Source organism: Kocuria sp. PD6 (assembly GCF_031844145.1).
In the GTDB taxonomy this organism is placed as follows: Bacteria; Actinomycetota; Actinomycetes; order Actinomycetales; family Micrococcaceae; genus Kocuria; species Kocuria marina.
Window position 1 is genome coordinate 25,458 of sequence record NZ_JAUZUS010000007.1, and the last position, 21,649, is coordinate 47,106.

The window sequence follows — 21,649 nt, forward strand, 5'->3', positions numbered from 1 at the left end:
TGAGCGACCCTGCACGGGTGCACCCGGAAGCCGTCACAGTACGTGGCACAGCTTCTGGGCCAGCATGTGCAGGGTCTTCCTGTCCCTTGGGGACATGTCCAGCTCGTCCAGCAGCTCGCGCTGCATCCCCGCGGCCGGTTCCTGCAGGGCACGCCCGGCGTCCGTGAGAGAGATGACCACCGAGCGTTCGTCCTGCTCGCTGCGGCGGCGGGTCACGAAGCCCGCCGCCTCCACGCGGCGCAGCAGCGGGGAGAGGGTGCCGCTGTCCAGGGCGAGGGTCTCGCCCAGCTGGCGGACCGAGCGGTGGTCCTGCTCCCATAGCACGAGCATCACCAGGTACTGCGGGTAGGTCAGCCCGATGGCCTTGAGAGGTTCACGGTACGCGCTGGTCACCTTGCGCGAGGCAGTGTACAGCGCGAAGCACAGCTGCGTGTCCAGGCGGAACTCGGGATCCATGCCCACCATGGTACGGGAGGCGCCCACCACGGCGGGGTTGTGGAACAACGAGGGCACGTCGCGTATAGCTATGGCCCGGCTCACAGGGTGTCCGCATCCTTCCGCTCTACCCTTCCCCCAACAGCACGGAGACCCTGGTGCCGGAGCATGACCACGACCGTACGTCCACACCGGCCGGAGGATCCTCGGTGACCGCAGCCACCGCCGCGCTGGCTGCTCCGGTCTGCTGGTGGTACCGATGATGGCGGTCATGCTCACCGGTCAGCGGATCATGCTGATCATCACCCAGTGGCTGGTCATCCCGGTGCTCGTCTTCGCGTTCAACCACTCCCCGGCCATCTCCCAGTTCTCGGTGGCCATGAAGCACGAGTACGGCTCCCGTGCGAGCGAGCGCGCCTCGGTGGTGCTCAAGCGCAGCACCCTGCTGCTGGTGGTCTTCACCATGGGCTTCGTGTGGTCCTGCGTGCTTGCCCTGGGCCCCCACGGGCTGCAGGCCGCCAAGGACCAGAACCTGCCCGTGCTCTCCTACCTGGCCAACGAGCACGACAGCCCGTTCATCGCCTACCTCGGCCCGGCCGTGGCGCTCGCGGCGATCGCCTCTTCGTTCTTCGGCCACTACATGGGTGCGGCGGAGGGTGCCACCGGCATCGTGCGCTCCATGGTGGACCGGGACGGCACGAAAATCAGCGACAAGGCCCTGCGGACGGCCGTGGCCGTGTTCATCTTCGTGACCACGTGGTTCGTGGCGATCGCCAACCCCAGCATCCTCTCGCTCATCGAGTCCCTCGCCGGGCCCGTGATCGCCGTGATCCTCTACCTCATGCCCATGTACGCCATCCGCAGGCTCCCCGGGCTGGAGCCCTACCGCGGGAAGATCTCCAACGTGTTCGTCACCGTGGCCGGCATCGTGGCCGTGAGCGGGATCGTCTACGGGCTGCTGCCCTGAGTCCCCGCCCCGGCAGGCTCCCACGCCCGGGCGGCGACACCTGACCCGTGGACGACGCCGCTCCACACGGCCCCGCGCCCCGGCGCACGGGTGCCGGGGAACCGGCGGTGCGGCGGCGTCGTCCGCGGCGGGACCTGCGGGATCACTCGTTCGACGGAATTACTGGCCCGGGACGCCGCCGGGACCGCCCGCGCCGCCCGGTGCTGCGGCGGCCGTGGGCTCGGTGCTCGTGTCGATGGGGACGTCGATCGTCACCGTGTACCCCTTTGCCACGCTGCCCGAGACCTTCGGCATCTGCATGTCCACCCCGTCCGAGAAGACGTTGTCCGTCTCCAGGGTGACCTGGGACATGCTCGTGGCGGAGTCCGGGTAGCGGGAGTCCTTGTAGACCGTGTTGGCCATCTCCTCCGACAGCGCGATCTGCGAGGTCAGCACCGCGTTGGTGGCGTCCGTGATCGAGCCGATGTCCGGGAAGACCTCGAAGTGGATGTGCGGCCAGCGGCCCGCGTAGCAGCCCGGGACGATCGACGTGAAGGTGACCTTGCCGTCGTCGCCCACCACCTGGACGCCGCGCAGGTACGTCTCGTCCTCCACGCCCTCCGAGTACATGGAGTAGTTGCCGTCCGGGTCGCAGTGCCACACGTACACGGCCGCGCCCGTCATGGGACCGTTGTCCTTGACCATGTCCACGATGTTCATCGTCAGGGTCATGGCTACGCCGTCCACCGCGGCGCCGCCGTCGATGCTCGCGGTGATGTTGCTGCGCTCCACCCCGGAGACGTCCAGCGCGTCCGCACCGTTGGAGCCGTCACCGGGGTAGGGCCCAGCGGTCTCCTGCGGCATCTCCTCGTCGTAGGTCTTGGAGGGCGATGGCGTGGCGCTCGCGGTCTCGGACGCCGATGCCGTCGCGGAGGCGGAACTGGACGAGCTCGACGTCGTGGTGCCCGTGCACGCCGCCAGTGCGAAGACGCTCGCGCCGGCCCCGAAGATGCCGAGCGCGCGGCGGCGGTCGATCAGCGTTCCGAGGTCGAAAGCGAGGCCCTGGTCCTCCACGTCCTCGTGGGGGCGGTCCAGGACCCGTCCCTCGAACGTGCCGGCTGCGGTTGCGGGGAGGGCCCCGGAGGCGTCGTGACCCTCATCGCGGGGGTGGCCGGTGTCAGGGCCGCCGGTGTCGCGGTGCCCGGGGTGGTGGCGGCCCGCGTGGTCGCGGTCGGTGTTCTGCGACTGCATAACGCAGGTCTCGGAGGTGGCCGGGTAGGTGCGGATGCCGCGGCGTCGACGGATCGGGTTCATTACATGCTCCTTCGGAAGGCGTTCAGTGGCGCGTCGACCCCCCGACGCTACGGAGCCGGGCTGGATCCACGGTCCGACCGGCCTGTGCTGCGCGTGGGGTGTGCCTGTGCCGGGGCTGTAGATTGACGGGGAGCAGGCTCCGGGCCCCGCGCAGTGCTGGACGGCCGGGGAGTCCGTGCGTGACGTCGTCCGCACAACCGGTGCGGACCGCGTGCCGTGGAACCGGCGCTACGGCGGGCTGTTGCCGTAGGCCCGACGCTCAGGGCGATCGTGGTGCGCAGCAGCCCCAGGGCCGGCGCGGCCAGTGCCACGATCAGCCACACGGCGTCGCGGGGTGGGAGGGGGTCGGACGTGTTGCGCACGGCGCCGATGCCACACAGGCCGGTGCCCGGTCCCTCCTCAGCGGTGGGTGTGCCAGGCTGACAGGTGTCCCTTGACCGGCCTGGAATCCGGCACGTCCCACGCACGTCCCATCGAGGAGTTCGCATGACCACCGTGGTGCTGTTCCGCGACGACCTGCGGGTCACCGACCACCCCGCCCTGCACGAGGCGGTGTCTCACGGTGAGCCTGTGGTGTGCCTCTACGTGCTGGACGAGGAATCCCCGGGCATCCGGCCCCTCGGGGGTGCAGCGAAGTGGTGGCTGCATCACTCCCTCACGTCGCTGGCGGCGGATCTCGCCGCCCTGGGGACGCCTCTGACCCTGCGGCGAGGGGCGGCGGGGGAGGTCGTGCGCGACGTCGTCCGCGAAACCGGTGCGGACCGTGTGCTGTGGAACCGGCGCTACGGCGGGCCCGAGCGCGCGGTGGACGCCGGGCTCAAGGACTGGGCTGGGGAGAACGGGGTGGAGGCGCACTCCTACGCCGGGAACCTGATGTTCGAACCGTGGGCCATCACCACGCAGGCCGGTGACCCCTACCGAGTGTTCACCCCGTTCTGGCGCGCGTGCACGAGCGGGCCGCCGCCGCGTGAACCGTATCCGGCGCCGTCGTCCGTGGTGCCCGCCGAGCCCACCCCTGCCTCCGACGCCCTCGAGGACTGGGGGCTCCTACCTACCGCGCCGGACTGGTCGGCAGGGCTGGCCCGCACGTGGACCGTGGGCGAGCGCGCGGCCCACGACCGCCTCGACGACTTCCTCGACGAGCGCCTGCCCACCTACACGCAGGACCGGGACGTCCCGGCGAAACCGGCGACGTCGGGCCTGTCTCCGCACCTGCGCTGGGGGGAGATCAGCCCGCACACCGTGTGGTACAGGGCGCTGTCCGGCGCGGAGAACCCGGGGAAGTTCCTCACCGAACTGGGATGGCGGGAGTACGCCTGGTACAACCTCTACATCCACCCGGACATGGCAACCCGCCCCATCAACCCCAAATTCGAGCGCTTCCCATGGCCTCCGCTGGACGACGACGCGCTCGCCGCGTGGCAGCGCGGGCGCACGGGGATCCCCCTGGTGGACGCGGGCATGCACGAACTATGGGAGACCGGGACCATGCAGAACCGGGTGCGCATGGTGACCGCGTCTCTATTGGCCAAGAACCTGCTGATCGACTGGCGGCTGGGGGAGCAGTGGTTCTGGGACACCCTCGTGGACGCGGACCCCGCCTCGAACCCTCACAACTGGCAGTGGGTGGCCGGTTCCGGGACCGACGCCGCGCCCTACTTCCGGATCTTCAACCCCGAGACCCAGCAGAAGAAGTTCGACCCGGACTTCGTGTACGTGGACCGCTGGAACGGGCGGCAGGAGGGCGTGGAATCCATCGTGGACCTCAAGGCTTCCCGCGCCCACGCCCTGGAGCTGTTCAAGACCCTGTGAACCTTGCACGCTCTACGCCTACGCTGGCCCCATGAAGATTGCCGTGCTGGGTGCCAGCGGGAGTTTCGGGTCCGACGTCGCCGACCTTCTCGAGGCCGACGGCCACATCGTGGTGCGGGCGAGCCGCCGCACGGGGGTGGACGTCGTGGCCGGTCGGGGGTTGTTGCAGGCCTTGGCGGGTGTGGACGTGGTCGTGGACGCTTTGCACATCAAGACGTTCGGTGCCCGCAAGTCCGTCCCGTTCTTCACGCGGGCCGCGTCCCAGACCGTTAAGGCGGCGCGCGAGCAGGGCGTGGGCCGAGTCGTGTGCCTGTCCATCGCGGGTGCCGTGGATCCGCGGGTCAACGGCGGTTTCGGCTACTACAAGGGCAAGGCCGCGCAGGAGAGCGTGTACCAGCAGGCGGGGATCCCCTCCACCACGGTGCGCTCGACCCAGTGGTTCGATTTCATTCCCGCAACCACCGGCCTGGTCGCCCGCGGCCCGGTGGCCCTGGTGCCCACCCTTCTCATGGCGCCCGCGCGGCGCGAGGAGGTCGCACGGTTCGTCGCCGAGGTCGCCACCGCCCATCGCGAGGCACGTCACGAGATCCTCGCGGTGCGCGGCCCGGAGGTGGACACCATGGCGAACTTCGCGCGCCGCATCCTCGCGGCCGGCGGTGACCTCGCGGGCCGCACGCCCAGTGTGCTGAAGGAAGCGCCGCTGCTCGGCCGGGCGATCGCCCACGGTGGCCTGATCCCACAGGACGCGTTCGTCACCTCGCAGCGCTTCGACGAGTGGTTGCGGACGGAGTACTGAGAGGCGGCACCGCAGCGGCCCGTCGTGCGACGGGTCGATGTCGCGAGGACTGCTACCCCGCCGTCGTCAGAGCATGGCGCGTGGGCCTCTAGTGTGCTGGAGGTCAGTCGCGTTCGATCCCGAAGAAGCGGCGCAGCGCCTGCGTGCCCTCGTAGGTCACCGGCTCCCCGGGCCGCACGTAGGTGTCGGGCGTGAGGATGATGTCTGCGCCTCCGAAAACGGCCCCTGCGGAGACGTGGTAATCGTGGCCATCCGTACCGGTGAAGTCGAGATCGGACGGGAAGCCCTACAGGACCTCATCCATGTTCTTGCGTATCAGCTGCGCCCGCTGGGCGGTTCTATGTCCCGGAGCTGTAGGGCATTTCTTGCGCATGTTCGCGATGGCCTCCGCGAAGACGTCCTCCGTGCTGTGGACCTGGAACATCGCGGGGTTTTAAGGCGCAACAAGAAGAGCCAATCCATCAGGGTCTTGCTGAAGAGGACGTTGGCATCGACGAAAACTCTTTGCGTCATGGTCCAAATCTCGTGACATCACGTGGGGCACCCCGGTTGAAAACAGGGGTACCCCACGTGTCGCTCACGAACGCATGATCTCAGTCCTCGAAAAGCTCGACATCGTCTGCCGCGTCGAGTGCCCGGAGTTTCTCGAAGGCGTCGCGACGTTCCGTTTCCCGCTGTTCCCGCAATCGGAGGACATCGGAACGACGGAAGCGCGTATGTGATCCGATCTTGAAGGATTCGATCAGCCCCTCGCGGGTCCAACGGAGAAGGGTGGGGCGAGAGACCCCCAGGATGTCCGCGGCCACCGTACTTGTCAGCTCGTCGGGCATCTGAGCAATGCTGACCGAACCGTGCTCGGCAATGGCCGTGAGTGCATGGAGGAGTGTCCTCTGGACCTCGTCCGGGAGTTCCACCTCCCCGCCGGTTGCATCGCGCAGAACCAAGGTTGAACCCTGACGCGCGGGGGCCTGCGCCGCGCGCACGGTCTGGGCCGAGATCGTGATCCGCTCGGTCATGGGCAACTCCTCCACCACGTGCACATGGCGCGGGATCTTGTGGTGGGAGATCTTCGCCTGCGAGAACTGAAGCGCCTTGGGTTTCGTTCCGAGGTTAGGGCACCACGGGTGCGGTCGCCTCGATCTCGGTGCAAGCAGCTTCGACCTCGGCCGGAGTCCGGTAGGCCAGGGACTCGTGAAGTCGAGCGGTGTTCCACCAGTGGACCCACTCCAGTATCGCGATCTCCACCGCCGTTGCCGAGTCCCACACGCCCCTGGATTAGATGATCTCCGTCTTGTACAGACATCAGTAATGAATGCGACGTAGCAGAATCCCGACATGAGGCGCACGTAGGTGATGTCTGCGACCCACAGCTGGTGCGGGGCGGCAGTGAAGTCACGTTTCACCAGGTCCGGGCGGTGATCCTCACCCTTGGCGGAGTGTTCATGTCCATGAATCGGATCATCTCGTCGTGGGGCGGTCGAGCTCCGCTGCGAAAAAAGCCGAGGCCTTCTTCAGGAATCTCGGAACCAAACCCAGGGCGCTTCAGCGGTCCGTGTGAACCAGGACCGGTCCCGGTGACTACACCCCCGGATCATGGTCGACTGGGGGCAACAATCATGCCGGGACCGGCTGGCTACCTACGCCCTCATCCTCTCGAACTCAGGCGCCACGAAAAAGGTAACGGGGGATTCCGGGTGGCCCTCACCGGCCCGTCCCGCATGAAAAGTGAACGTCTAGATTGTGGACAATCTAAATACCGCGACCTACCATCGATTGCGGTCGTACCACCCGGCGTTCAGGGCCGGGGCTCACCGGCCACGGAAAGGACGAGGAATCATCATGAAGGCTATGTACACCGCGGAAGCGCTTGCCCAGGGCGCGGGCCGCAACGGCAGCGTCGCCACCAAGGACGGGTCGCTGCAGTTTGACCTGGCCGTGCCCAAGGAGATGGGGGGATCCGGGAACGGTGCCAATCCCGAGCAGCTTTTCGCCGCCGGGTACGCGGCCTGCTTCCACTCCGCCCTGCAGATGGTCGCCCGCCAGCAGAAGGTCTCGCTCGGGGATTCCGCCGTGGGTGCCCGCGTGCAGATCGGCGACAACGGCGCAGGCGGGTTCACCCTGGCCGTGCAGTTGGAAGTGATCATCCCCGAACTCGAGCACGACGCGGCCCAGGAGCTCGCGGACGCCGCGCACCAGGTCTGCCCCTATTCCAACGCCACGCGCGGCAACATCGAGGTCACCGTGACCGTGGTGGAGGATTGACGAGCGCGTCGCACTGCGCCCGATGAGAGCGCACGGCACGTCCCCGGCGTCCTGCGGCCCACTGAGGCCCTGACGTGACGCACGGGCGGGAGCCACGAGCCCCACGGCGCCGAGGGGGACGTCACGTCCCCTCGGCGCGACGTCGCCCTCAGACGTTCTCGGGGACGCGCACCTCGGTGCGCAGGGTCGCGGAGCGGCGGTCGGCGAGTTCGCGGCGCACGACCCAGACGACCGCGACGATCCACAGCAGGGCGAGCACGCCGAGGATCGCGTAGTACGCGGCGTCGCCGGGGAGGCGCGCCTGCACGGCGTCCAGGCGCAACAGGGTACGCGTGTTCGTGAAGATGATGAGTCCGCCGGCGCCGACGGCGAGGATGCGCGGGGCGAGCCAACGCACGAGCCACGCGGCGATCGGCGCGGCCACCACACCGCCGATCAGCAGAGCCAGGACCATGCCGAAGTCGATGCCCTGGCTGCCGAGTGCCATCAGGAACCCCACGGAGGCACCCAGACTGACCACGAACTCGGACGTGTCGATGGATCCGATGACCTTGCGCGGGGCGATCTTGCCGGAGGCCAGCAGGGTGGGGGTGCCCACGGGGCCCCACCCACCGCCGCCGATCGCGTCCATGAAGCCCGCGACCGTGGCCAGGGGGATCAGGAAGAATCCGCGCACCTTGCCCGTGAAGTTCGGGCGCCGCCCGCCGAGCCGCAAGAACCGCCACACCACGTAGCAGCCCAGCAGCAACAGGATCACGGACATCACCGGTGCGGCGGCCTCCCCGGAGAGGGTCAGCAGATGGGCGCCCGCGAACGCGGCGATCCCGCCGGGAACCGCCATGAAGCCCACGACGCGCCAATCGATGTTGCCGAAGCGCCAGTGCGAGAGCCCGGAGGCCAGGGTGGTGCCCACCTCCGCGAGGTGCACTGTCGCGGACACCGAGGCGGGGGTCAGACCCACGGCCAACAGCAGGGTGGATGAGGTCACGCCGTAGGCCATACCGAGCGAACCGTCCACGAGTTGCGCCCCGAAACCCACCAGGGCGAGCAAGATCAATGTACGCACGGTGCGACTCCTGTGCAGTGGAAGGGGTGAGGTGACTCAGCCTAGGAACCGGGCGGGCGCTCACCCAAGGAATGTTGCGCCGTGCGTCACAACGTGTAGTGCGATGACATCCGCTTGACATCGGCCGGGGGACGTCTTCCCTTGTCAATCGTCAGTACGCTGACGAGGATGGGAGGGTCAGCGATTCCGCCGACCGAGACGTCCGACGAAAGGACAGCACGTGGCAGAGAAGAATCCCGCCAACGCGGGCGAGGAATCCATCAAGATGAGCCCCCAGGAAGAGAGTGCGGCCCTAGGTCGGGAGACCCAGGCGGACGCCGAACCCGCCGACGAGGGCGTGGGCGCCATGACGGACAACAAGGGCGACGAGCCCGCCACCGAGAACTGACCTGAACCACTACGCGATCGGCCCGTGGCACATGCCACGGGCCGATCGCGTATTCAGGTCTCTGATGTCCGGCTCAGTCCTCCTCGCCGGGATCCTCGCGGGGGTTGCCGATGTTGTACCGCGGCGGGCGGGTGCGGAAGTTCGCGAGCTTATGCGAACCGTCGCAGAACGGCGCGATCGACGACATGTTGCACCGGCACAGCGCGACGACGCGCCGCGGCGGCTTCTGCGGCTCGGCCCCCGGTTCCGGGGCGATCAGCACGTCACCGCGCACCAAGAGCGGTCCGTCCGGGCACGGGGTGATCACCACGGGATCCTCGGCGTCGTGCGCCACCGAGAGGACGGGGCTCCCGTCGTCCGTGGTGCGTGGATCCTGCTCGCTCACAGGGCCACCCGCTCGGCGGCCGCGGCCTCGGAACCCACGGTCTGCAGTCCCGGCATGTTCCCGCGCAGGGAGGTCCGCCCGTCCGACCAGCACTCGAGCATGTGATCACCCATGAGCCCGTCCACGAACAGGCACGCGGCCGCGCCGAACAGGACGTCCTCGAGCAGCTCGGGCTCGTCCTGGGCGAGCGCCCCGGCGAGGTCACGCGCGGCGATCTGTTCGTGAACGGCGTCGGCCTCCACGTGCTCGTCGTAGTACCAGGTGACGTCCGCGTCGTAGCCGAGCTTGCGGAACGCCCGACCGTAGTACTTGTTGGGGATCGAGGACGTCATCTCGAACGCCGCGAGGTGACCCGCGATGGCCCCGCGCAACCGGCGGTGCAGTCCGAACAGGCTCATGAGGTTCATAGACGCGAGCGTGGGGGCGGGCACGAGGTCCAGGTAGTGGTCCAGGGTGTCGTCCAGGCCGAAACCTCGCATGGTCTGCGCGAAGATCGTGGCGTGCACGCGCTCGGGACGGCCCCCGCCGTACTCGTCCGACTGGATCTCCACGAGCGCTGCCTTCGCGCGGCCCCGCAACCGGGCGATGCCCCACGAGTGGGGGTCCGCCTCGCGCAGCGTGTAGATGGAGCGGTGGACCAGGAACTCGCTCAGGATCTCCTCGCTCGGGTGCCGGGCGAGCCACGTGGCCAGGGTGGGCTTGGCGTCCCCGCCGGTCATCGCGAACATCGTGTCCACGAGCTGCGCGGAGTCGCCGGGCAGGGGATCGGGGAGGGGCACGCGACGGCGCAGCTCAGCCTCGAAACCGGTCTCGAGCACTGTGCGCACGCGCAGCAGCTCGGGATCCCACTCGCGGTCCGCGGTCACGAATTCCGCGGGCCCGTAGTGCAACAGGTAGAGCAGGAACAGGGACAGCTGCAGGTCCTCGTCCGCGAGGACGTCCTGCGACGCGTTAACCGCAGTGGCCGTCGCTTCGGACAGCGCCGCGTACCCGCTCGCCGGGGTCTCCTCCGGGCCGGTCAGGATCTCCAGGAGGGCCGTGCTCACGGGTCCGCGAGCGGTCGGGGCCACGGTTCGGGTGGGGACGGTCGTCATGATGGTGTTCTCCGCTCGGGAAGGTGGGTGCTCGGCGCGGGTGGGGTGTCTCTGAAGACGGGGATTGCCCGCGGACCGCGGTGGAGCGGTCCGCGGGCAATCGGCGGAAATAGTACGACTACTTCCTATTCATTAGGCCAACATACCCATGGTCGGGAAACGTTCCCAGACCCGGTGGCTGCCGAGCAGTTCCACCACGGTGCTCAGCACGTCCTTGGCGGAGTCCGCGCTCACGACGCCAGGCGTCTGGGCGATCTGCAGGGCGTCCAGCACGTCCGTGCCGGGGCCGAACGCGGCGATCGCCTTGGCGTGGCGCCACATCTCGTTGAGCAGCAGGCTCACGCGGGGGTCGATGTCACCCGGGCTGGGTGCACCGGCCTTCGCGTCCAGGCCACCGGCCACGGGGTTCACAGGAGCGCCGGCGGTGGCGACCACCACGGCGTCGAACTCGATGGACCGTGCCGTGAGCAGGGTGCGGTGCGCCACGATGCCCGGGGCCACCTCACCGCCCTGGGGTGCGATGACGAGCGGGACCATGTCCGCGCCGTCGATCTCGGAGACGAGCGTGGCGAGCTGGTCGGCGTCCGTGTCCGGACCCACGAGAATGCCCACCTGGCGGCCTTCGACGGGCCACGTCTCGCCCACCTGGGTGAGGGCCGGGGAGGCCTGGACGTCCTGGGCGGGAGCCTCGGTGGGCTCCTGCTCGGGCAGCCCCAGCGCCTGGGCCACGGTCTTGCCCAGCGCGGGGTCGATCGCGAACAGGTGGCGCAGCTGACGGGTGCGGATGTTCTCGTCCCAGCACTTGCCGAGCTCGAACGCGTAGGCCTGCGCGGTGTGCTCGCGCTCCACCTCGCTCAGCGAGAGCCAGAACAGGCGTGGCTGGCTGAAGTGGTCCTCAAAGGACTGGGGCCGCACGCGCTCCTTGACGGACGTGGGGACCGGGGCCGGGTAGTCGATGAACGCGTGCTCGTCCTCGGGAGTCTCCGCCGGGTTGCCGCCGTCCAGCGAGTTGGGCCGGTAGGGGGCCACACCCGAGTGCACCGCACTCTGGTGGAAACCGTCACGCAGCATGTCGTTGACCGCCGCGTGCGGGCGGTTGATGGGCAGCTGGTTCCAGTTGGGTCCGCCCAGGCGGGTGATCTGGGTGTCCAGGTAGGAGAACAGACGCCCCTGCAGCAAGGGGTCGTTGGTCACGTCGATGCCCGGGACCAGGTTGTTCGGATTGAACGCCACCTGCTCCGTCTCCGCGAAGTAGTTGGAGGGGTTGCGGTCCAGGGTCATCAGACCCACGGGTTGCACGGGAACCAGCTCTTCCGGCACGAGCTTGGTGGGATCGAGCAGGTCGATGCCCTGGAAGCTCTGCTCCTCGTTGTCCTCGAAGACCTGCACGCCCAGCTCCCACTGCGGGAACGCCCCGGCCTCGATGGCGTCCGCTAGGTCCCTGCGGTGGAAGTCCGGGTCCGCACCGTTGATCAGCTGGGCCTCTTCCCACGCCACGGAGTGCACGCCCAGACGCGGCTTCCAGTGGAACTTGACCAGCACGGTGGAGCCGTCCTCGGCCACCAGACGGAACGTGTGGACGCCGAAGCCCTCCATCATGCGGAACGAGCGCGGGATGCCGCGGTCGGACATGTTCCAGATGGTGTGGTGCTGGGCCTCGGTGTGCAGGGACACGAAGTCCCAGAACGTGTCGTGGGCGGACTGGGCCTGGGGGATCTCGCGATCCGGGTGGGGCTTACCGGCGTGGATGACGTCCGGGAACTTGATGGCGTCCTGGATGAAGAACACCGGCATGTTGTTGCCCACGAGGTCCCAGGTGCCCTCGTCCGTGTAGAACTTGACGGCGAAACCGCGGGTGTCACGGGCCAGATCGCCCGAACCGCGGGAGCCCAGCACGGTGGAGAACCGCACGAACACCGAGGTTTCCTTGTCCTTGGCAAACAGGCCCGCGCGGCTGAGCTTGGTGGCCGAGCCGTAGCCGCGGAACGTGCCATGGGCACCCGCGCCGCGGGCGTGCACCACGCGCTCCGGGATGCGCTCGTGGTCGAAGTGGGAGATCTTCTCCCGGAAGTGGTGGTCCTGCAGCAGCACGGGACCGCGGGCCCCGGCCTTGAGGGACTGGTCGGAGTTCGTCAGGCGCGCGCCGTGCGCGGTGGTGAGGTACTCACCCTGCTGGGCCATCGCGGACATCGGGGCATCGGTGGGCGCACCCGTGGGCGTGACCCGCTCGGGGGCACCCTGATCGGGCTTGGGCGGAAGCGGCTGACGGGGAGCGGTGGGTTCCTCGATGGTCGGCTCACCGGTCCCGGGAACTCCCGGGACCTGGGGGGCGTTGTTATCGCGTGCGGACATGACGATCCTCCTACGAAGCTGACGCACGCCGCGGTCATGGAGTGCGACGTGGTTCTCCCATACTGTCAGCACCCTTGGGGGTGGGCATACACCTGTAGGGAGGCAGTCGCTGTCCTGCGGGGTTGTGAACCCGTCAGGGGCTGCACCCGCGGGCCGCGCGGCGTCGTCGTGAGACAGTGATCCCATGACGTGGACACCGGTGACATTGCGCGGGCGGTTGGTCCGCCTGGAACCCCTCAGCCGCGAGCACCTGGACGGGCTGATCGAGGCCACCGAGGACGGGCGCATGTGGGAGCGCTGGTACACGAGCGTGGCGGACCCGGACGGCATGGCCGCGGCCGTGGAAAAGTGGCTCACGTGGCAGGACGAGGGATTCATGCTGCCCTTCGTGACCGTGCGGCAGGCCGACGACGTCGTGCTCGGGATGACCACGTTCTACGACCCGCAGTGGGGTGTGCCGCGCGTGAGCGTGGGCCACACGTGGAACCGGGCGTCCACCCACCGGACGGGGACGAATGCGGAGTCCAAGCTGCTGCTCATGACCCACGCGTTCGAGGAGCTCGGGTGCCGGTGCGTGCGTTATGAGACGAGCTGGGCCAATCAGCAGTCCCGGGCAGCGATCGAGCGCCTCGGTGCTCGGCTGGACGGTGTGCTGCGCGCGGACCGGTTGGAGCGCAACGGCGCGCTGCGGGACACCGTGGTGTACTCGGTGCTCGAGCACGAGTGGCCCTCGGTGAAGGCGGGACTCGAGGCGCGGGTCGCGCGACGCTGAGGAGCAGGTGCGCCGGCACAACGTGGTGCTGCGGGAGACCCGGTCCAAGCGCACGGGCGGCACCTATCGGGACTCCCCGTCCAGCCTGCCCGCCCGCACGGTGATGGGCCAGACGACGTCGCGCGGCCGGGACGGTTCGCCCCACGCCTCGGTGAGGTCGGCGGCGTAATGGCGCAGAACGTCGTCGTGCCCGGACTCCGCGGCGTTGCGCACCGCAGACTACGTGCCCAAGTAGCCCAGGAGGGCATCGAGCGGCCAGGATCGCCGGATGGACAGCGCGGCCACCGGGACCTGCGGGAAGGGGAAGTCGATGTCCCGGTACCCGGTCTCCACGAGGCGGCGCTCGGGCGGCCAGAACGGACCGATCTCGCGCCAGTAGAACCGCTCGAAACGTTCCCGCAGGCCCGGCTCCACCTCCACCACGCCGTAGCTGATGAGTGCGAGGACGGCGCCGGGGGCCGCGATGCGGCGTGCCTGCGTGTAGAAGGCCGGCAGGTCGAACCAGTGTGCGGCCTGGGCCGCGGTCACGAGATCGGCGCGGCCGTCGGCCACGGGCAGATCCTCCGCCGTCCCGTGCGCGTAGTCGACGCCGCGTGCGGGGGCGGCATGAGCGAGTTGATCCTCACCAGGGTCCACGCCGATCACGTGCGTGAAGTGCTCGGCCAGCAAGCCCGTGAGCTGGCCTGTCCCACAGCCCACGTCCACCGCGGTGCCCCGCCGCGGGGCGATCCGTGCCAGTTCCGCGCCCAGCTCCGCGGGGTAATCGGGGCGGTGCGCGGCGTAGTTCCCTCCGCCCTGCTCGAACCAGTTCCGGGTCATGTGGCGGTCCTCTCATGGGATGGCGGGGTCGGGTGTACCGGTCGTTCCCACAAGGTCACACGGCTGCGCACCTCGTCGTTCTCGTACGGCGCGGTCTCGCCCGTGGGCTCGTATCCCCGAGCCTTCCAGAAGCCGACGGCGCTCGCCGCGTTGGTCTCCACGATCCCCAGGCGCAGTGTGGTCACCTCGGGCCAGCCGCTCACGAGGTTCGTGACGGCATCATGCATCGCCCGCCCCAGGCCCTCTCCCTGGTGGTCCTGCCGCACGAGAAGCAGACCGATGTGAGCGTGATGCTCCTCGGGGAAATTGCGGATGACGTCGGCCATGGCTACCAGAGCAGGCCCGCGGAACAGCCCGACGTCGTACTTCTGTTCGCGTGCGAGGCCGGGCGGGAGCGCGGAAAGGATCTCGGCGGCGTCGCCGGGGAGGGGCGCGTGTCCACTGATCCGGCGGGTGTAATCGGGGGTCGCCTCGAGCAGCGCTTGTAGCGCCAGCGCGTCCTCCGGTCTCAGTCGACGCAGTTCTGCCGGTTCGTCGACGGCGCTCACCCGAGTTCCGGGGTCCGCGCAGGGGAGGTGACCGCAGCGGCGTCGGGCACCCGGACGGTGCTGGTCAGGGCGGTGAGGCTGGGCCGGCGCGGGGTGGAGCTGAAACCGAAGTCCGGGGCCGGGGTCATGTCCGTGAGGCAGCCCAGGTCCTGGTCGTCCCAGGTGGCGCGGGAGTGGGTGATGGTGTGGAGGTCGTAGGCGGCGTACCACTCGGTGCGGTCGTTGCCGGCCGTACCCAGGGTGCGCACGCCGGGCATCACGCGGTGGGCCACCTGATCGGTGAGCCGGGCGAAGGGCAGCGAGGTGCTGATCGGTCGGGGGACCGCCTGCAGCAGGTACCCCAGGGGCGCTCGCGGCCCCACGCTGAAGTGCCATGTAAGCGGCCCCGCGGTGACCGTCCACCGGGAGGCGCGGGAGAAGCCCGTGCGCTGCACGTTCACGGGGACGCGGGTGACGGTGTCGAAGGTGTAGGTGTCGGACACGAAATGCGCGACCCAGTCGTTGGGTGCCAGCAGTTCGCGGCGTCCGTCCGGGTGGGCGACCATGACGTCCGCGAACGGGCCCTGCGGCGTGTGGGACCAGCACCCCAGAACTAGCCGCGTGCCGGAGGACGTGCCGACCCCGGCGATGTGGCCGGTGAAGCGGTGACGGATGGAGGAGGTCATGGGGCCAGGGTAGGGGAGGGAGGGGTGGTGGGGGAGAAGGTGGCATACGGAGCGGGTACGTCGCTGCTGCGTGGCAAACCCGGGGGCGACGTCGCACCCCCGGGCGCCGAGGCCACCATGGGTCCCGGGGTGCCGACGTCGTGCGAACCCCGGCGGCGACGGCGTACCGGGCCCGTGTGGACGCCCCACCGACCCGCCGGTACCCGCGGCTCACTTCACCGAGTCAGGCTCGTCCCGCGGGACGGCGAGTGTCGCGGTGGCCATGAGTACGGCGGTACCCGCCGCCGCCACAAAGACCCATCCGGAGGCGTGGATCACGGTGGCGGGATCGCCCTCACCGCCACCGGCACGGATGAGGTTGGTGGCGATGGCGCCGTAGATCGCCACCCCCACGGCTGAGCCGGCGGAGCGGGCGAACATGTTGAGACCCGTCACCGACCCGCGCTGGTTCCACTCCACCGAGGACTGGGCCATGATCAGCGACGGCGCCGCGGTGTAACCGAGCCCCAGCCCGATGATAAACGCGCACACGGCCATATCGATCACGCTCGGCCACGGCGACAGCGCGGCGGTCAGGGCCGCTCCCACGGTCGCGATCGCACCGCCCAGAAACATGGTGCGCCGGAAGCCCCACCGCATGTAGATCCGCCCCGCCGTGGACGCAGCCACGGACCAGCCGATGCTCACGGCGGCCACGGCCGCTCCCGCCGCGATCGGTGTGGCCCCGGCCGTGCGCTCCAAATAGGTGGGAACGTAGCTCGTCATCCCCACCAGCAGCGCGCCGATCCCCAGGGAGACCAGGGTGGTGCTTGCGACCACGCGGCGTCGTACCAGCGCGAGGTCGATGATCGGTTCGCTCGCGCGACGCTCGACGGCCACGAAGATCGCCAGCCCCACGACGCCGACGACGCCGCACACCAGGGTGGGTACCGAAAGCCACTCCCACGCGTTGCCGCCCTCCAGTGCGCCGAGGATGAGGGCGGACAGGGCGATCGCGAGCACCGCGGCACCGGTGAAGTCCACCCGGTGCTCCTCGCGCTCGATCTTCTCGTGATAGCTGCGCAGCAACAGCCACCCCGCCACGAGGGCCACCGGGATGTTGACGAAGAAGACCCACCGCCAACTCAAGAACTGGGACAGCAGCCCACCCAATGTGGGCCCCACGACCGAAGAGACCGCCCACACCCCGGCCACGTACCCCTGCACGGCGGCGCGCTCGGCCACGGTGTAGATGTCCCCCACGATCGTCATGCCCATGGGCGCCACGGCTCCCGCACCCAATCCCTGGATCACCCGGAAGACGATGAGCGACGGCATGCTCCACGCGCATCCCGCGAGCACGGAGGAGACCAGGAACAGCCCCACGCCGGTGAGGATCACGGGTTTGCGCCCGTACATGTCCGAGAGCTTGGAGAAGATCGGCACACTCACCGCCTGCGCCAACATGTAGCTCGAGAACAGCCACGGGAACTGGGCGAAGTTACCCAGGGAACCCACGATGCTCGGCACCGCGGTCGCCAGGATCGTGGCGTCCAGGGCCACCAGAGCCGTGGAGAGCATTACGGCCAGCAGGACGGGACCACGCTGCGAGCGCAGCCCCACCGAGGCGCGATCCACGCCGGAGGTGTTCACGCGCCCCGCCGCGCCACGACCATCCGGTCCCGCGAGTGGCCGGACCCGGCACCGCGTTCCAGGCGTCGCTCGCGGATCTCGTTCGTCTCGATCTGCCATCCCTGCCCGGTCAGATACGTCACCACGTCCTCGGGCATCACGTAGTCGGTGGGGTCGAAACCGTGAGGTGTCTCATCCAGCTCGTGATGCACGAACACCAGCCGCCCGCCCGGTGTCACGGCGTCCGCGAACGCGCGCACCGCTGCGTCGTCGCCCCGCTTGGGCACCGCGGGGTATTGGGCGGACACCAGGTCGAACGGGCCGAGGGGGCGCTCGCCGAACCCTTCAACGAGCCACGTGATCTCGACCCCCGCGGCTTCTGCCGCGGCCCGAGCGCGGTCGACGGCGACGCGTGAGACGTCCAGCCCCGTCACCGTCCAGCCACGTCGGGCCAGCCACACGGCGTCGGCGCCCTCACCGCAACCCACGTCCAGCGCCGTGCCGGGAGCGAGGTCCGACGTGAGCGCCATCAGGGCACCGTTGGGCTCGCCGCTCCAGATGTGCGTGGCGCCGTAGCGCTCGTCCCAGCCTGCAGCGGTCTTGGGCGTGCGGTGGGGAGCGTGTTCGTGGGTCATGCGTCCCAGAATTCCACCGCGGCCCGGTACCGTGCCACGTCGTCCGCGCTGGGCGTGACCGGCCCGGTACCGCGCCGCGGCCGCGAAGGGCAACTGGTGTCTCTATCTAATTGTGGACAACTAAAATGTGAACAACTATGATTAAGCCCGGTCGCCCGAGCACTGCACCCCGGCCCCCGCCTTGGTCCAGCAAACGGCGGGTGACCGCGCGTCCGGATCGAACGCCCCGCTCCCCAGCGGGGCTCCATACTGTTCGCCGACGCCGCAAGCGTGCGATGAGTCCCGGCACTTGGGGGGTCGGGACTCACCGCACGCGACCGTTCGCGGCCCGCCGGGGACGACGACGCTCAGTGCGGTTCCCTGTGGAAGCCCACGCAGGCAGCCCCCAGCACCCCCATGACGATGTCCCCCAGCGTGTCCAGGGGTGGGATGTGGATGTCCGGTGTCGCGAACAGGAACCCCAACAGTTCCATGACCTCCCACACCACAGCGATCACGAAGCCGGCCACCGCGCACCACGTGAACCGCATCGCGGGACGATCGCGCACCCGGCCCCGCACCCGGGGGTGGTGGGTCAGAACGCGATTCCATACCATCCACACCAGGGCGTACAGCGTCACGAAGTGGATGAGGATGTCCCACCACCAGATCCTGCTGTAGAGCTGTTCGGCCGCGCTCATGGCGGCGGTGAGCATGATGAGCGAGCACACGGCCCGCGCGTACTGGGTGCGGAACCACAGAAACGCGATCACCTGTCCGAGTCCCGCGAGCAGTAGGACGGCCATGTCCACCCGGCGCCCGTCCAATGCGTAGTAACCCGCCCCGATGATCGCCGTGAAGCACATGGCCGATGCGACCACGCCGCCCACGCTGTGCGTCTGCTCGGACGTCATCGGCTGCCCCCACGACCCAGGTGGCCGGAGAGAACGCGTCGCCGGATACGCACCCACGGTCGTTCACCGCGCCAGTTGAGGAACACGGTGGCCATGGCCATGCGCAGCTGCCGGCGGATCCGAGCGGGGGAGACCAAGGCCCGCCAGGACACGATCGCGACATTGCCCGGGTCCATGATCACGCGCTGATCGCGACGGACGCGGAAGCTGAGGTCGAAATCGTCGTGTACCCGTGGATCCCGGTGCACCTCTTCCCGGACATGCTGCCACCACGCCCGGGTGAAGGCCATGTTGGACCCCCATAAGGCCCAGTGGCCCAGCGCCGTGCCGGCCACCAGGCGGTAGGCCGTGATGTATGCCGCACCCAGGATGCGTCCGGCCAACTCGTACCGCGGTCCGAACCGCGCGATCCCGGACACCGCCACGGTGGCCTTCCCCTGCGGATCCCGCAGGGCCCGTGACAGCACCGCGGTGTGTCGCTCGACCCAGCCGGGGGAGGGGAGGCTGTCCGCGTCACAGCGCAGGATGAGGTCCCCGCGGGCGGCGTCGTAGCCCGCGGCCGCGGAGACGGCCACTCCGGGGACGGGTTCCCACACTCGGTGTACTTCGGGGTGGCGGTCCAGGACTGTCGAGAGATCATCGGTGGAACCGTTGTCCACCACGACGATCTCGTCCGGGGTGCGGGTCTGCTCACGCAGGGCCCGGAGGCAGCGCTCCAGGTAGGAAGAGTCGTTACGAACGGGGATGACCACGCTGCAGGTCATGCGTTGCTCGGTGTTCTCCCGTTCCACCCGTCCAGTCTGTCATGCCGCGGAGCGTGCCTCTCGCCGCAGCAGATCACGCTTGATCGCCTCGCCCCACGCGAACCCACCCATGGAACCGTCCGAACGCAGCACCCGGTGGCACGGGACGAACAGCGCCACGGGATTGCGGGCGCACACCGACGCCGCCGCCCGAACGGCCCGGGGATTGCCGAGCTCCCGCGCGAACTCGGTGTAGGTCAGGGGGGACCCGGGGCGGATGCGGCGCAGCGCGGCCCACCCGGCCTGCTGGCCCTCGGTGCCGTGCAGGTCCACGGGCACGGTCATGACGGAGTCGAGGTTGCCGTCGTAGAACGCGCGGACCGCCTCCAGTGCGGGCACGTCACCGGATTGCGCTTCCTCCGGACGGAAGGCCGGGCAGATCCGTGCGAGTAGCTGCTCGGTCGAGCGTGTCCATCCGGAGGCCACGACGGTTCCGTCCTCCCGGGCCACTGCCGTGAAGGAACCATCAGGGGTGTCAATGCTCTCAACGACATATGTCATGACTGCACACTTTCCGAGAAGGAAGCGGGAGGGGTCAGCGGACCCCACAGATGGGTGGTGGCGTAACTGCGCCATGGGGCAGCGGCCCCTGCCCAGTCCACGAGTGCGGGTTTGGTGTCCGGGAGCCCGAGCCGTCGGGCACCGGCGCGCATGGCCCCGTCGTCGATCAGGAACACGTCCGGGTCCCCGGTGACCCGCATGCGCACGTGGTCCGCGGTCCATGGCCCCACCCCGGGGAGGGTGAGGAGCGCGGCGCGTTGCTGAGTGGCGTCGTCGCCGGGGGACAACTGCAAATCACCCGAGGCGAGCGCGCGGGCAGCACCCAGGACCGCCCGGACCCGCGCGGCCGGCCCGCCCAGGAACTGGACGCCGTGCTCGGCGATGGCCGCTGCGGTCGGGAACATGTACCGGATGCCCGTGGCGAAGGAGGGCGCGGGCTCTCCCATGTCCCGCGCGCGGGCACCCAACACGGTGCGGGCCGCGGCCAGGGAGATCTGCTGACCGATGAGCGTGCGGATCAACGTCTCGTGCGGGTCCGCGGAACCGGCGACCCGCAGCCCCGGGGCGGCCTCGACCAGCGGGCGCAACACCGGGACGCGGGACAGCGCGGCGGCCACTGCCTCCGGATCGGCGTCCAGGTCGAAGAGCCGACGCACCCGGGCGATCAGCACGGGCAGGTCCGCGAGATCCGTGACTCGCGTGCGCAACCGCAACCGCCCCGCGCGCTCGTACACGCGCAGCCAGGCCGGGCCGCCGGGCAGGCTCAGCGCGCGGGTGTAGGAGGTGGGGGTCCCGACCTCCACGCCGTCCACCGCATGGACAGCGAACCACACGAACAGCCCGCGCACGTCCAGGGGCTCGCGATAGCTCAACGCGAGGTCCATCTCGCCCGGCTCACTCGCCGCGCCGTGTCCCGAGGGGCCGGTGCTCGTGCTGCGCGCCCGCAATTGCTGCGGGGTCATGTCGTACACCTCGCGGATCACCTCGTTGCACTGTCGGATGCTCGAGAATCCCGCGGCGAACGCGGTCTCCGCGACCGGCAGGTCCGTCTGCGTTAATAGGGCGCGCGCCGTCTGGGCCCGGTGGGCGCGGGCGAGCGCGAGCGGTCCGGCGCCGAGTTCCTCGGTCAGCACGCGGGTGAGGTGGCGCGTGGAATATCCCACGCGCCGCGCGAGTCCCAGCACGCCCTCGCGGTCCACGACCCCCTCGGTGATGAGCCGCATGGCGCGCCCCACCACGTCCCCGCGCAGATCCCATTCCGGGGACCCCGGCACGGCTTCCGGGACACAGCGTTTGCAGGCGCGGTACCCGGCGGCGTGGGCGGCCGCGCTCGTGCGGTAGAAGCGCACGTTCTCGCGGTGGGGCGTGCGCGCGGGGCAGCTCGGGCGGCAGTAGATCCCGGTGGTGCGCACCGCGGTCACGAACTGCCCGTCGAAGCGCCCGTCCCGGGACTCGACAGCCCGGTAGCGCTCGTCGAACGAGGAGTCTTGAGGGGGCATGCGTCCCACGGTCCCACGCCCGGGCGCCGGGCGCTAGCGGATTTCGGACACCA

The 21,649-nt window shown here is 69.4% G+C and carries 23 protein-coding genes and 1 pseudogene; 7 read left to right on the top strand and 17 right to left on the bottom strand.

What is annotated here, in order from left to right; genetic code table 11:
* Positions 1 to 33 precede the first annotated feature (33 nt).
* Complete coding sequence (locus tag Q9R22_RS08020) at positions 34 to 465, bottom strand: MarR family winged helix-turn-helix transcriptional regulator (protein ID WP_131334015.1); 432 nt, start codon at positions 463 to 465, stop codon at positions 34 to 36.
* 241 nt (positions 466 to 706) lie between these two features.
* Between Q9R22_RS08020 and Q9R22_RS08025 the strand changes: the two genes are divergently transcribed.
* Positions 707 to 1,402 (top strand): hypothetical protein, encoded by a 696-nt coding sequence (locus tag Q9R22_RS08025; protein ID WP_311254149.1) that lies wholly within the window; start codon positions 707 to 709, stop codon positions 1,400 to 1,402.
* A 159-nt stretch (positions 1,403 to 1,561) separates the two neighbouring features.
* Here Q9R22_RS08025 and Q9R22_RS08030 read toward each other — a convergent pair whose 3' ends face one another.
* A complete protein-coding gene (locus tag Q9R22_RS08030; protein ID WP_242670526.1) occupies positions 1,562 to 2,695 on the bottom strand; it encodes a 3,4-dioxygenase subunit beta in 1,134 nt (377 codons plus the stop codon).
* Between the two features lie 486 nt (positions 2,696 to 3,181).
* Here Q9R22_RS08030 and Q9R22_RS08035 point away from each other — a divergent pair, with 486 nt between their 5' ends.
* Together Q9R22_RS08035 and Q9R22_RS08040 are read left to right on the top strand one after the other, a co-directional pair.
* Positions 3,182 to 4,507, top strand: coding sequence for a deoxyribodipyrimidine photo-lyase (locus Q9R22_RS08035; RefSeq protein ID WP_131333792.1), 1,326 nt, complete (start codon positions 3,182 to 3,184; stop codon positions 4,505 to 4,507).
* A 31-nt stretch (positions 4,508 to 4,538) separates the two neighbouring features.
* Positions 4,539 to 5,303, top strand: coding sequence for an SDR family oxidoreductase (locus tag Q9R22_RS08040; RefSeq protein ID WP_131333791.1), 765 nt, complete (start codon positions 4,539 to 4,541; stop codon positions 5,301 to 5,303).
* Positions 5,304 to 5,896: 593 nt separating this feature from the next.
* Here Q9R22_RS08040 and Q9R22_RS08045 read toward each other — a convergent pair.
* Both Q9R22_RS08045 and Q9R22_RS08050 read right to left on the bottom strand, forming a co-directional pair.
* The gene (locus tag Q9R22_RS08045; protein WP_131333790.1) at positions 5,897 to 6,319 is read right to left on the bottom strand and encodes a helix-turn-helix domain-containing protein; all 423 of its coding nucleotides are present in this window, start codon (positions 6,317 to 6,319) and stop codon (positions 5,897 to 5,899) included.
* A gap of 94 nt (positions 6,320 to 6,413) precedes the next feature.
* Positions 6,414 to 6,712: pseudogene (locus Q9R22_RS08050) on the bottom strand (integrase core domain-containing protein); the annotation flags it as partial.
* Between the two features lie 430 nt (positions 6,713 to 7,142).
* Between Q9R22_RS08050 and Q9R22_RS08055 the strand changes: the two are divergent.
* Entirely contained in the window at positions 7,143 to 7,565 is a 423-nt protein-coding gene (locus Q9R22_RS08055) for an organic hydroperoxide resistance protein (RefSeq protein WP_035965673.1), read from the top strand.
* A gap of 148 nt (positions 7,566 to 7,713) precedes the next feature.
* Here Q9R22_RS08055 and Q9R22_RS08060 read toward each other — a convergent pair whose 3' ends face one another.
* Positions 7,714 to 8,631, bottom strand: coding sequence for a sulfite exporter TauE/SafE family protein (locus Q9R22_RS08060; RefSeq protein ID WP_131333788.1), 918 nt, complete (start codon positions 8,629 to 8,631; stop codon positions 7,714 to 7,716).
* 220 nt (positions 8,632 to 8,851) lie between these two features.
* Here Q9R22_RS08060 and Q9R22_RS08065 point away from each other — a divergent pair, with 220 nt between their 5' ends.
* The gene (locus tag Q9R22_RS08065) at positions 8,852 to 9,019 is read left to right on the top strand and encodes a hypothetical protein (protein ID WP_165489832.1); all 168 of its coding nucleotides are present in this window, start codon (positions 8,852 to 8,854) and stop codon (positions 9,017 to 9,019) included.
* 73 nt (positions 9,020 to 9,092) lie between these two features.
* Here Q9R22_RS08065 and Q9R22_RS08070 read toward each other — a convergent pair whose 3' ends face one another.
* From Q9R22_RS08070 to Q9R22_RS08080, 3 genes are all read right to left on the bottom strand, one after another.
* The gene (locus Q9R22_RS08070) at positions 9,093 to 9,404 is read right to left on the bottom strand and encodes a CDGSH iron-sulfur domain-containing protein (protein WP_307723023.1); all 312 of its coding nucleotides are present in this window, start codon (positions 9,402 to 9,404) and stop codon (positions 9,093 to 9,095) included.
* On the bottom strand, positions 9,401 to 10,498 hold the full coding sequence (locus Q9R22_RS08075) for an iron-containing redox enzyme family protein (protein ID WP_131333787.1): 1,098 nt from the start codon (positions 10,496 to 10,498) through the stop codon (positions 9,401 to 9,403). Before Q9R22_RS08075 ends, Q9R22_RS08070 begins: the two co-directional genes overlap by 4 nt.
* A gap of 132 nt (positions 10,499 to 10,630) precedes the next feature.
* The gene (locus Q9R22_RS08080; RefSeq protein WP_131333786.1) at positions 10,631 to 12,850 is read right to left on the bottom strand and encodes a catalase; all 2,220 of its coding nucleotides are present in this window, start codon (positions 12,848 to 12,850) and stop codon (positions 10,631 to 10,633) included.
* 184 nt (positions 12,851 to 13,034) lie between these two features.
* Between Q9R22_RS08080 and Q9R22_RS08085 the strand changes: the two genes are divergently transcribed.
* Positions 13,035 to 13,622, top strand: a complete 588-nt coding sequence (locus Q9R22_RS08085; RefSeq protein ID WP_131333785.1) for a GNAT family N-acetyltransferase — start codon at positions 13,035 to 13,037, stop codon at positions 13,620 to 13,622.
* Between the two features lie 7 nt (positions 13,623 to 13,629).
* A complete protein-coding gene (locus tag Q9R22_RS08090; protein WP_207387864.1) occupies positions 13,630 to 13,791 on the top strand; it encodes a hypothetical protein in 162 nt (53 codons plus the stop codon).
* A gap of 50 nt (positions 13,792 to 13,841) precedes the next feature.
* Here the strand turns inward: Q9R22_RS08090 and Q9R22_RS08095 are convergent, their stop codons facing one another.
* The 9 genes from Q9R22_RS08095 to Q9R22_RS08135 all read right to left on the bottom strand — a co-directional run bounded on the left by Q9R22_RS08095 (position 13,842) and on the right by Q9R22_RS08135 (position 21,596).
* Positions 13,842 to 14,441, bottom strand: a complete 600-nt coding sequence (locus Q9R22_RS08095) for a class I SAM-dependent methyltransferase (protein WP_207387863.1) — start codon at positions 14,439 to 14,441, stop codon at positions 13,842 to 13,844.
* The gene (locus tag Q9R22_RS08100; protein WP_311254150.1) at positions 14,438 to 14,989 is read right to left on the bottom strand and encodes a GNAT family N-acetyltransferase; all 552 of its coding nucleotides are present in this window, start codon (positions 14,987 to 14,989) and stop codon (positions 14,438 to 14,440) included. Before Q9R22_RS08100 ends, Q9R22_RS08095 begins: the two co-directional genes overlap by 4 nt.
* Positions 14,986 to 15,654 (bottom strand): hypothetical protein, encoded by a 669-nt coding sequence (locus tag Q9R22_RS08105; protein ID WP_311254151.1) that lies wholly within the window; start codon positions 15,652 to 15,654, stop codon positions 14,986 to 14,988. Before Q9R22_RS08105 ends, Q9R22_RS08100 begins: the two co-directional genes overlap by 4 nt.
* A 210-nt stretch (positions 15,655 to 15,864) precedes the next feature.
* The gene (locus tag Q9R22_RS08110) at positions 15,865 to 17,286 is read right to left on the bottom strand and encodes an MFS transporter (RefSeq protein WP_311254152.1); all 1,422 of its coding nucleotides are present in this window, start codon (positions 17,284 to 17,286) and stop codon (positions 15,865 to 15,867) included.
* On the bottom strand, positions 17,283 to 17,900 hold the full coding sequence (locus tag Q9R22_RS08115) for a methyltransferase domain-containing protein (protein WP_311254153.1): 618 nt from the start codon (positions 17,898 to 17,900) through the stop codon (positions 17,283 to 17,285). The genes Q9R22_RS08110 and Q9R22_RS08115 overlap by 4 nt, the downstream gene beginning before the upstream one ends.
* A 347-nt stretch (positions 17,901 to 18,247) precedes the next feature.
* Positions 18,248 to 18,793: a hypothetical protein gene (locus tag Q9R22_RS08120; protein ID WP_311254154.1), complete on the bottom strand. Its 546-nt coding sequence runs from the start codon at positions 18,791 to 18,793 to the stop codon at positions 18,248 to 18,250.
* The gene (locus tag Q9R22_RS08125) at positions 18,790 to 19,584 is read right to left on the bottom strand and encodes a glycosyltransferase family A protein (protein ID WP_242670524.1); all 795 of its coding nucleotides are present in this window, start codon (positions 19,582 to 19,584) and stop codon (positions 18,790 to 18,792) included. The genes Q9R22_RS08120 and Q9R22_RS08125 overlap by 4 nt, the downstream gene beginning before the upstream one ends.
* A gap of 12 nt (positions 19,585 to 19,596) precedes the next feature.
* Complete coding sequence (locus Q9R22_RS08130) at positions 19,597 to 20,097, bottom strand: methylated-DNA--[protein]-cysteine S-methyltransferase (RefSeq protein WP_131333780.1); 501 nt, start codon at positions 20,095 to 20,097, stop codon at positions 19,597 to 19,599.
* Positions 20,094 to 21,596, bottom strand: a complete 1,503-nt coding sequence (locus tag Q9R22_RS08135) for a DNA-3-methyladenine glycosylase 2 family protein (RefSeq protein WP_131333779.1) — start codon at positions 21,594 to 21,596, stop codon at positions 20,094 to 20,096. Before Q9R22_RS08135 ends, Q9R22_RS08130 begins: the two co-directional genes overlap by 4 nt.
* Between the last annotated feature and the right edge of the window lie 53 nt (positions 21,597 to 21,649).

What these genes read in the sequence shown, in the direction of transcription:
- Q9R22_RS08020 (WP_131334015.1), bottom strand. Translation starts at nt 465, where the DNA reads ATGGTGGGCATGGATCCCGAGTTCCGCCTGGACACGCAGCTGTGCTTC.
- Q9R22_RS08025 (WP_311254149.1), top strand. Translation starts at nt 707, where the DNA reads ATGCTCACCGGTCAGCGGATCATGCTGATCATCACCCAGTGGCTGGTC.
- Q9R22_RS08030 (WP_242670526.1), bottom strand. Translation starts at nt 2,695, where the DNA reads ATGAACCCGATCCGTCGACGCCGCGGCATCCGCACCTACCCGGCCACC.
- Q9R22_RS08035 (WP_131333792.1), top strand. Translation starts at nt 3,182, where the DNA reads ATGACCACCGTGGTGCTGTTCCGCGACGACCTGCGGGTCACCGACCAC.
- Q9R22_RS08040 (WP_131333791.1), top strand. Translation starts at nt 4,539, where the DNA reads ATGAAGATTGCCGTGCTGGGTGCCAGCGGGAGTTTCGGGTCCGACGTC.
- Q9R22_RS08045 (WP_131333790.1), bottom strand. Translation starts at nt 6,319, where the DNA reads ATGACCGAGCGGATCACGATCTCGGCCCAGACCGTGCGCGCGGCGCAG.
- Q9R22_RS08055 (WP_035965673.1), top strand. Translation starts at nt 7,143, where the DNA reads ATGAAGGCTATGTACACCGCGGAAGCGCTTGCCCAGGGCGCGGGCCGC.
- Q9R22_RS08075 (WP_131333787.1), bottom strand. Translation starts at nt 10,498, where the DNA reads ATGACGACCGTCCCCACCCGAACCGTGGCCCCGACCGCTCGCGGACCC.
- Q9R22_RS08080 (WP_131333786.1), bottom strand. Translation starts at nt 12,850, where the DNA reads ATGTCCGCACGCGATAACAACGCCCCCCAGGTCCCGGGAGTTCCCGGG.
- Q9R22_RS08085 (WP_131333785.1), top strand. Translation starts at nt 13,035, where the DNA reads ATGACGTGGACACCGGTGACATTGCGCGGGCGGTTGGTCCGCCTGGAA.
- Q9R22_RS08095 (WP_207387863.1), bottom strand. Translation starts at nt 14,441, where the DNA reads ATGACCCGGAACTGGTTCGAGCAGGGCGGAGGGAACTACGCCGCGCAC.
- Q9R22_RS08105 (WP_311254151.1), bottom strand. Translation starts at nt 15,654, where the DNA reads ATGACCTCCTCCATCCGTCACCGCTTCACCGGCCACATCGCCGGGGTC.
- Q9R22_RS08115 (WP_311254153.1), bottom strand. Translation starts at nt 17,900, where the DNA reads ATGACCCACGAACACGCTCCCCACCGCACGCCCAAGACCGCTGCAGGC.
- Q9R22_RS08120 (WP_311254154.1), bottom strand. Translation starts at nt 18,793, where the DNA reads ATGACGTCCGAGCAGACGCACAGCGTGGGCGGCGTGGTCGCATCGGCC.
- Q9R22_RS08130 (WP_131333780.1), bottom strand. Translation starts at nt 20,097, where the DNA reads ATGACATATGTCGTTGAGAGCATTGACACCCCTGATGGTTCCTTCACG.
- Q9R22_RS08135 (WP_131333779.1), bottom strand. Translation starts at nt 21,596, where the DNA reads ATGCCCCCTCAAGACTCCTCGTTCGACGAGCGCTACCGGGCTGTCGAG.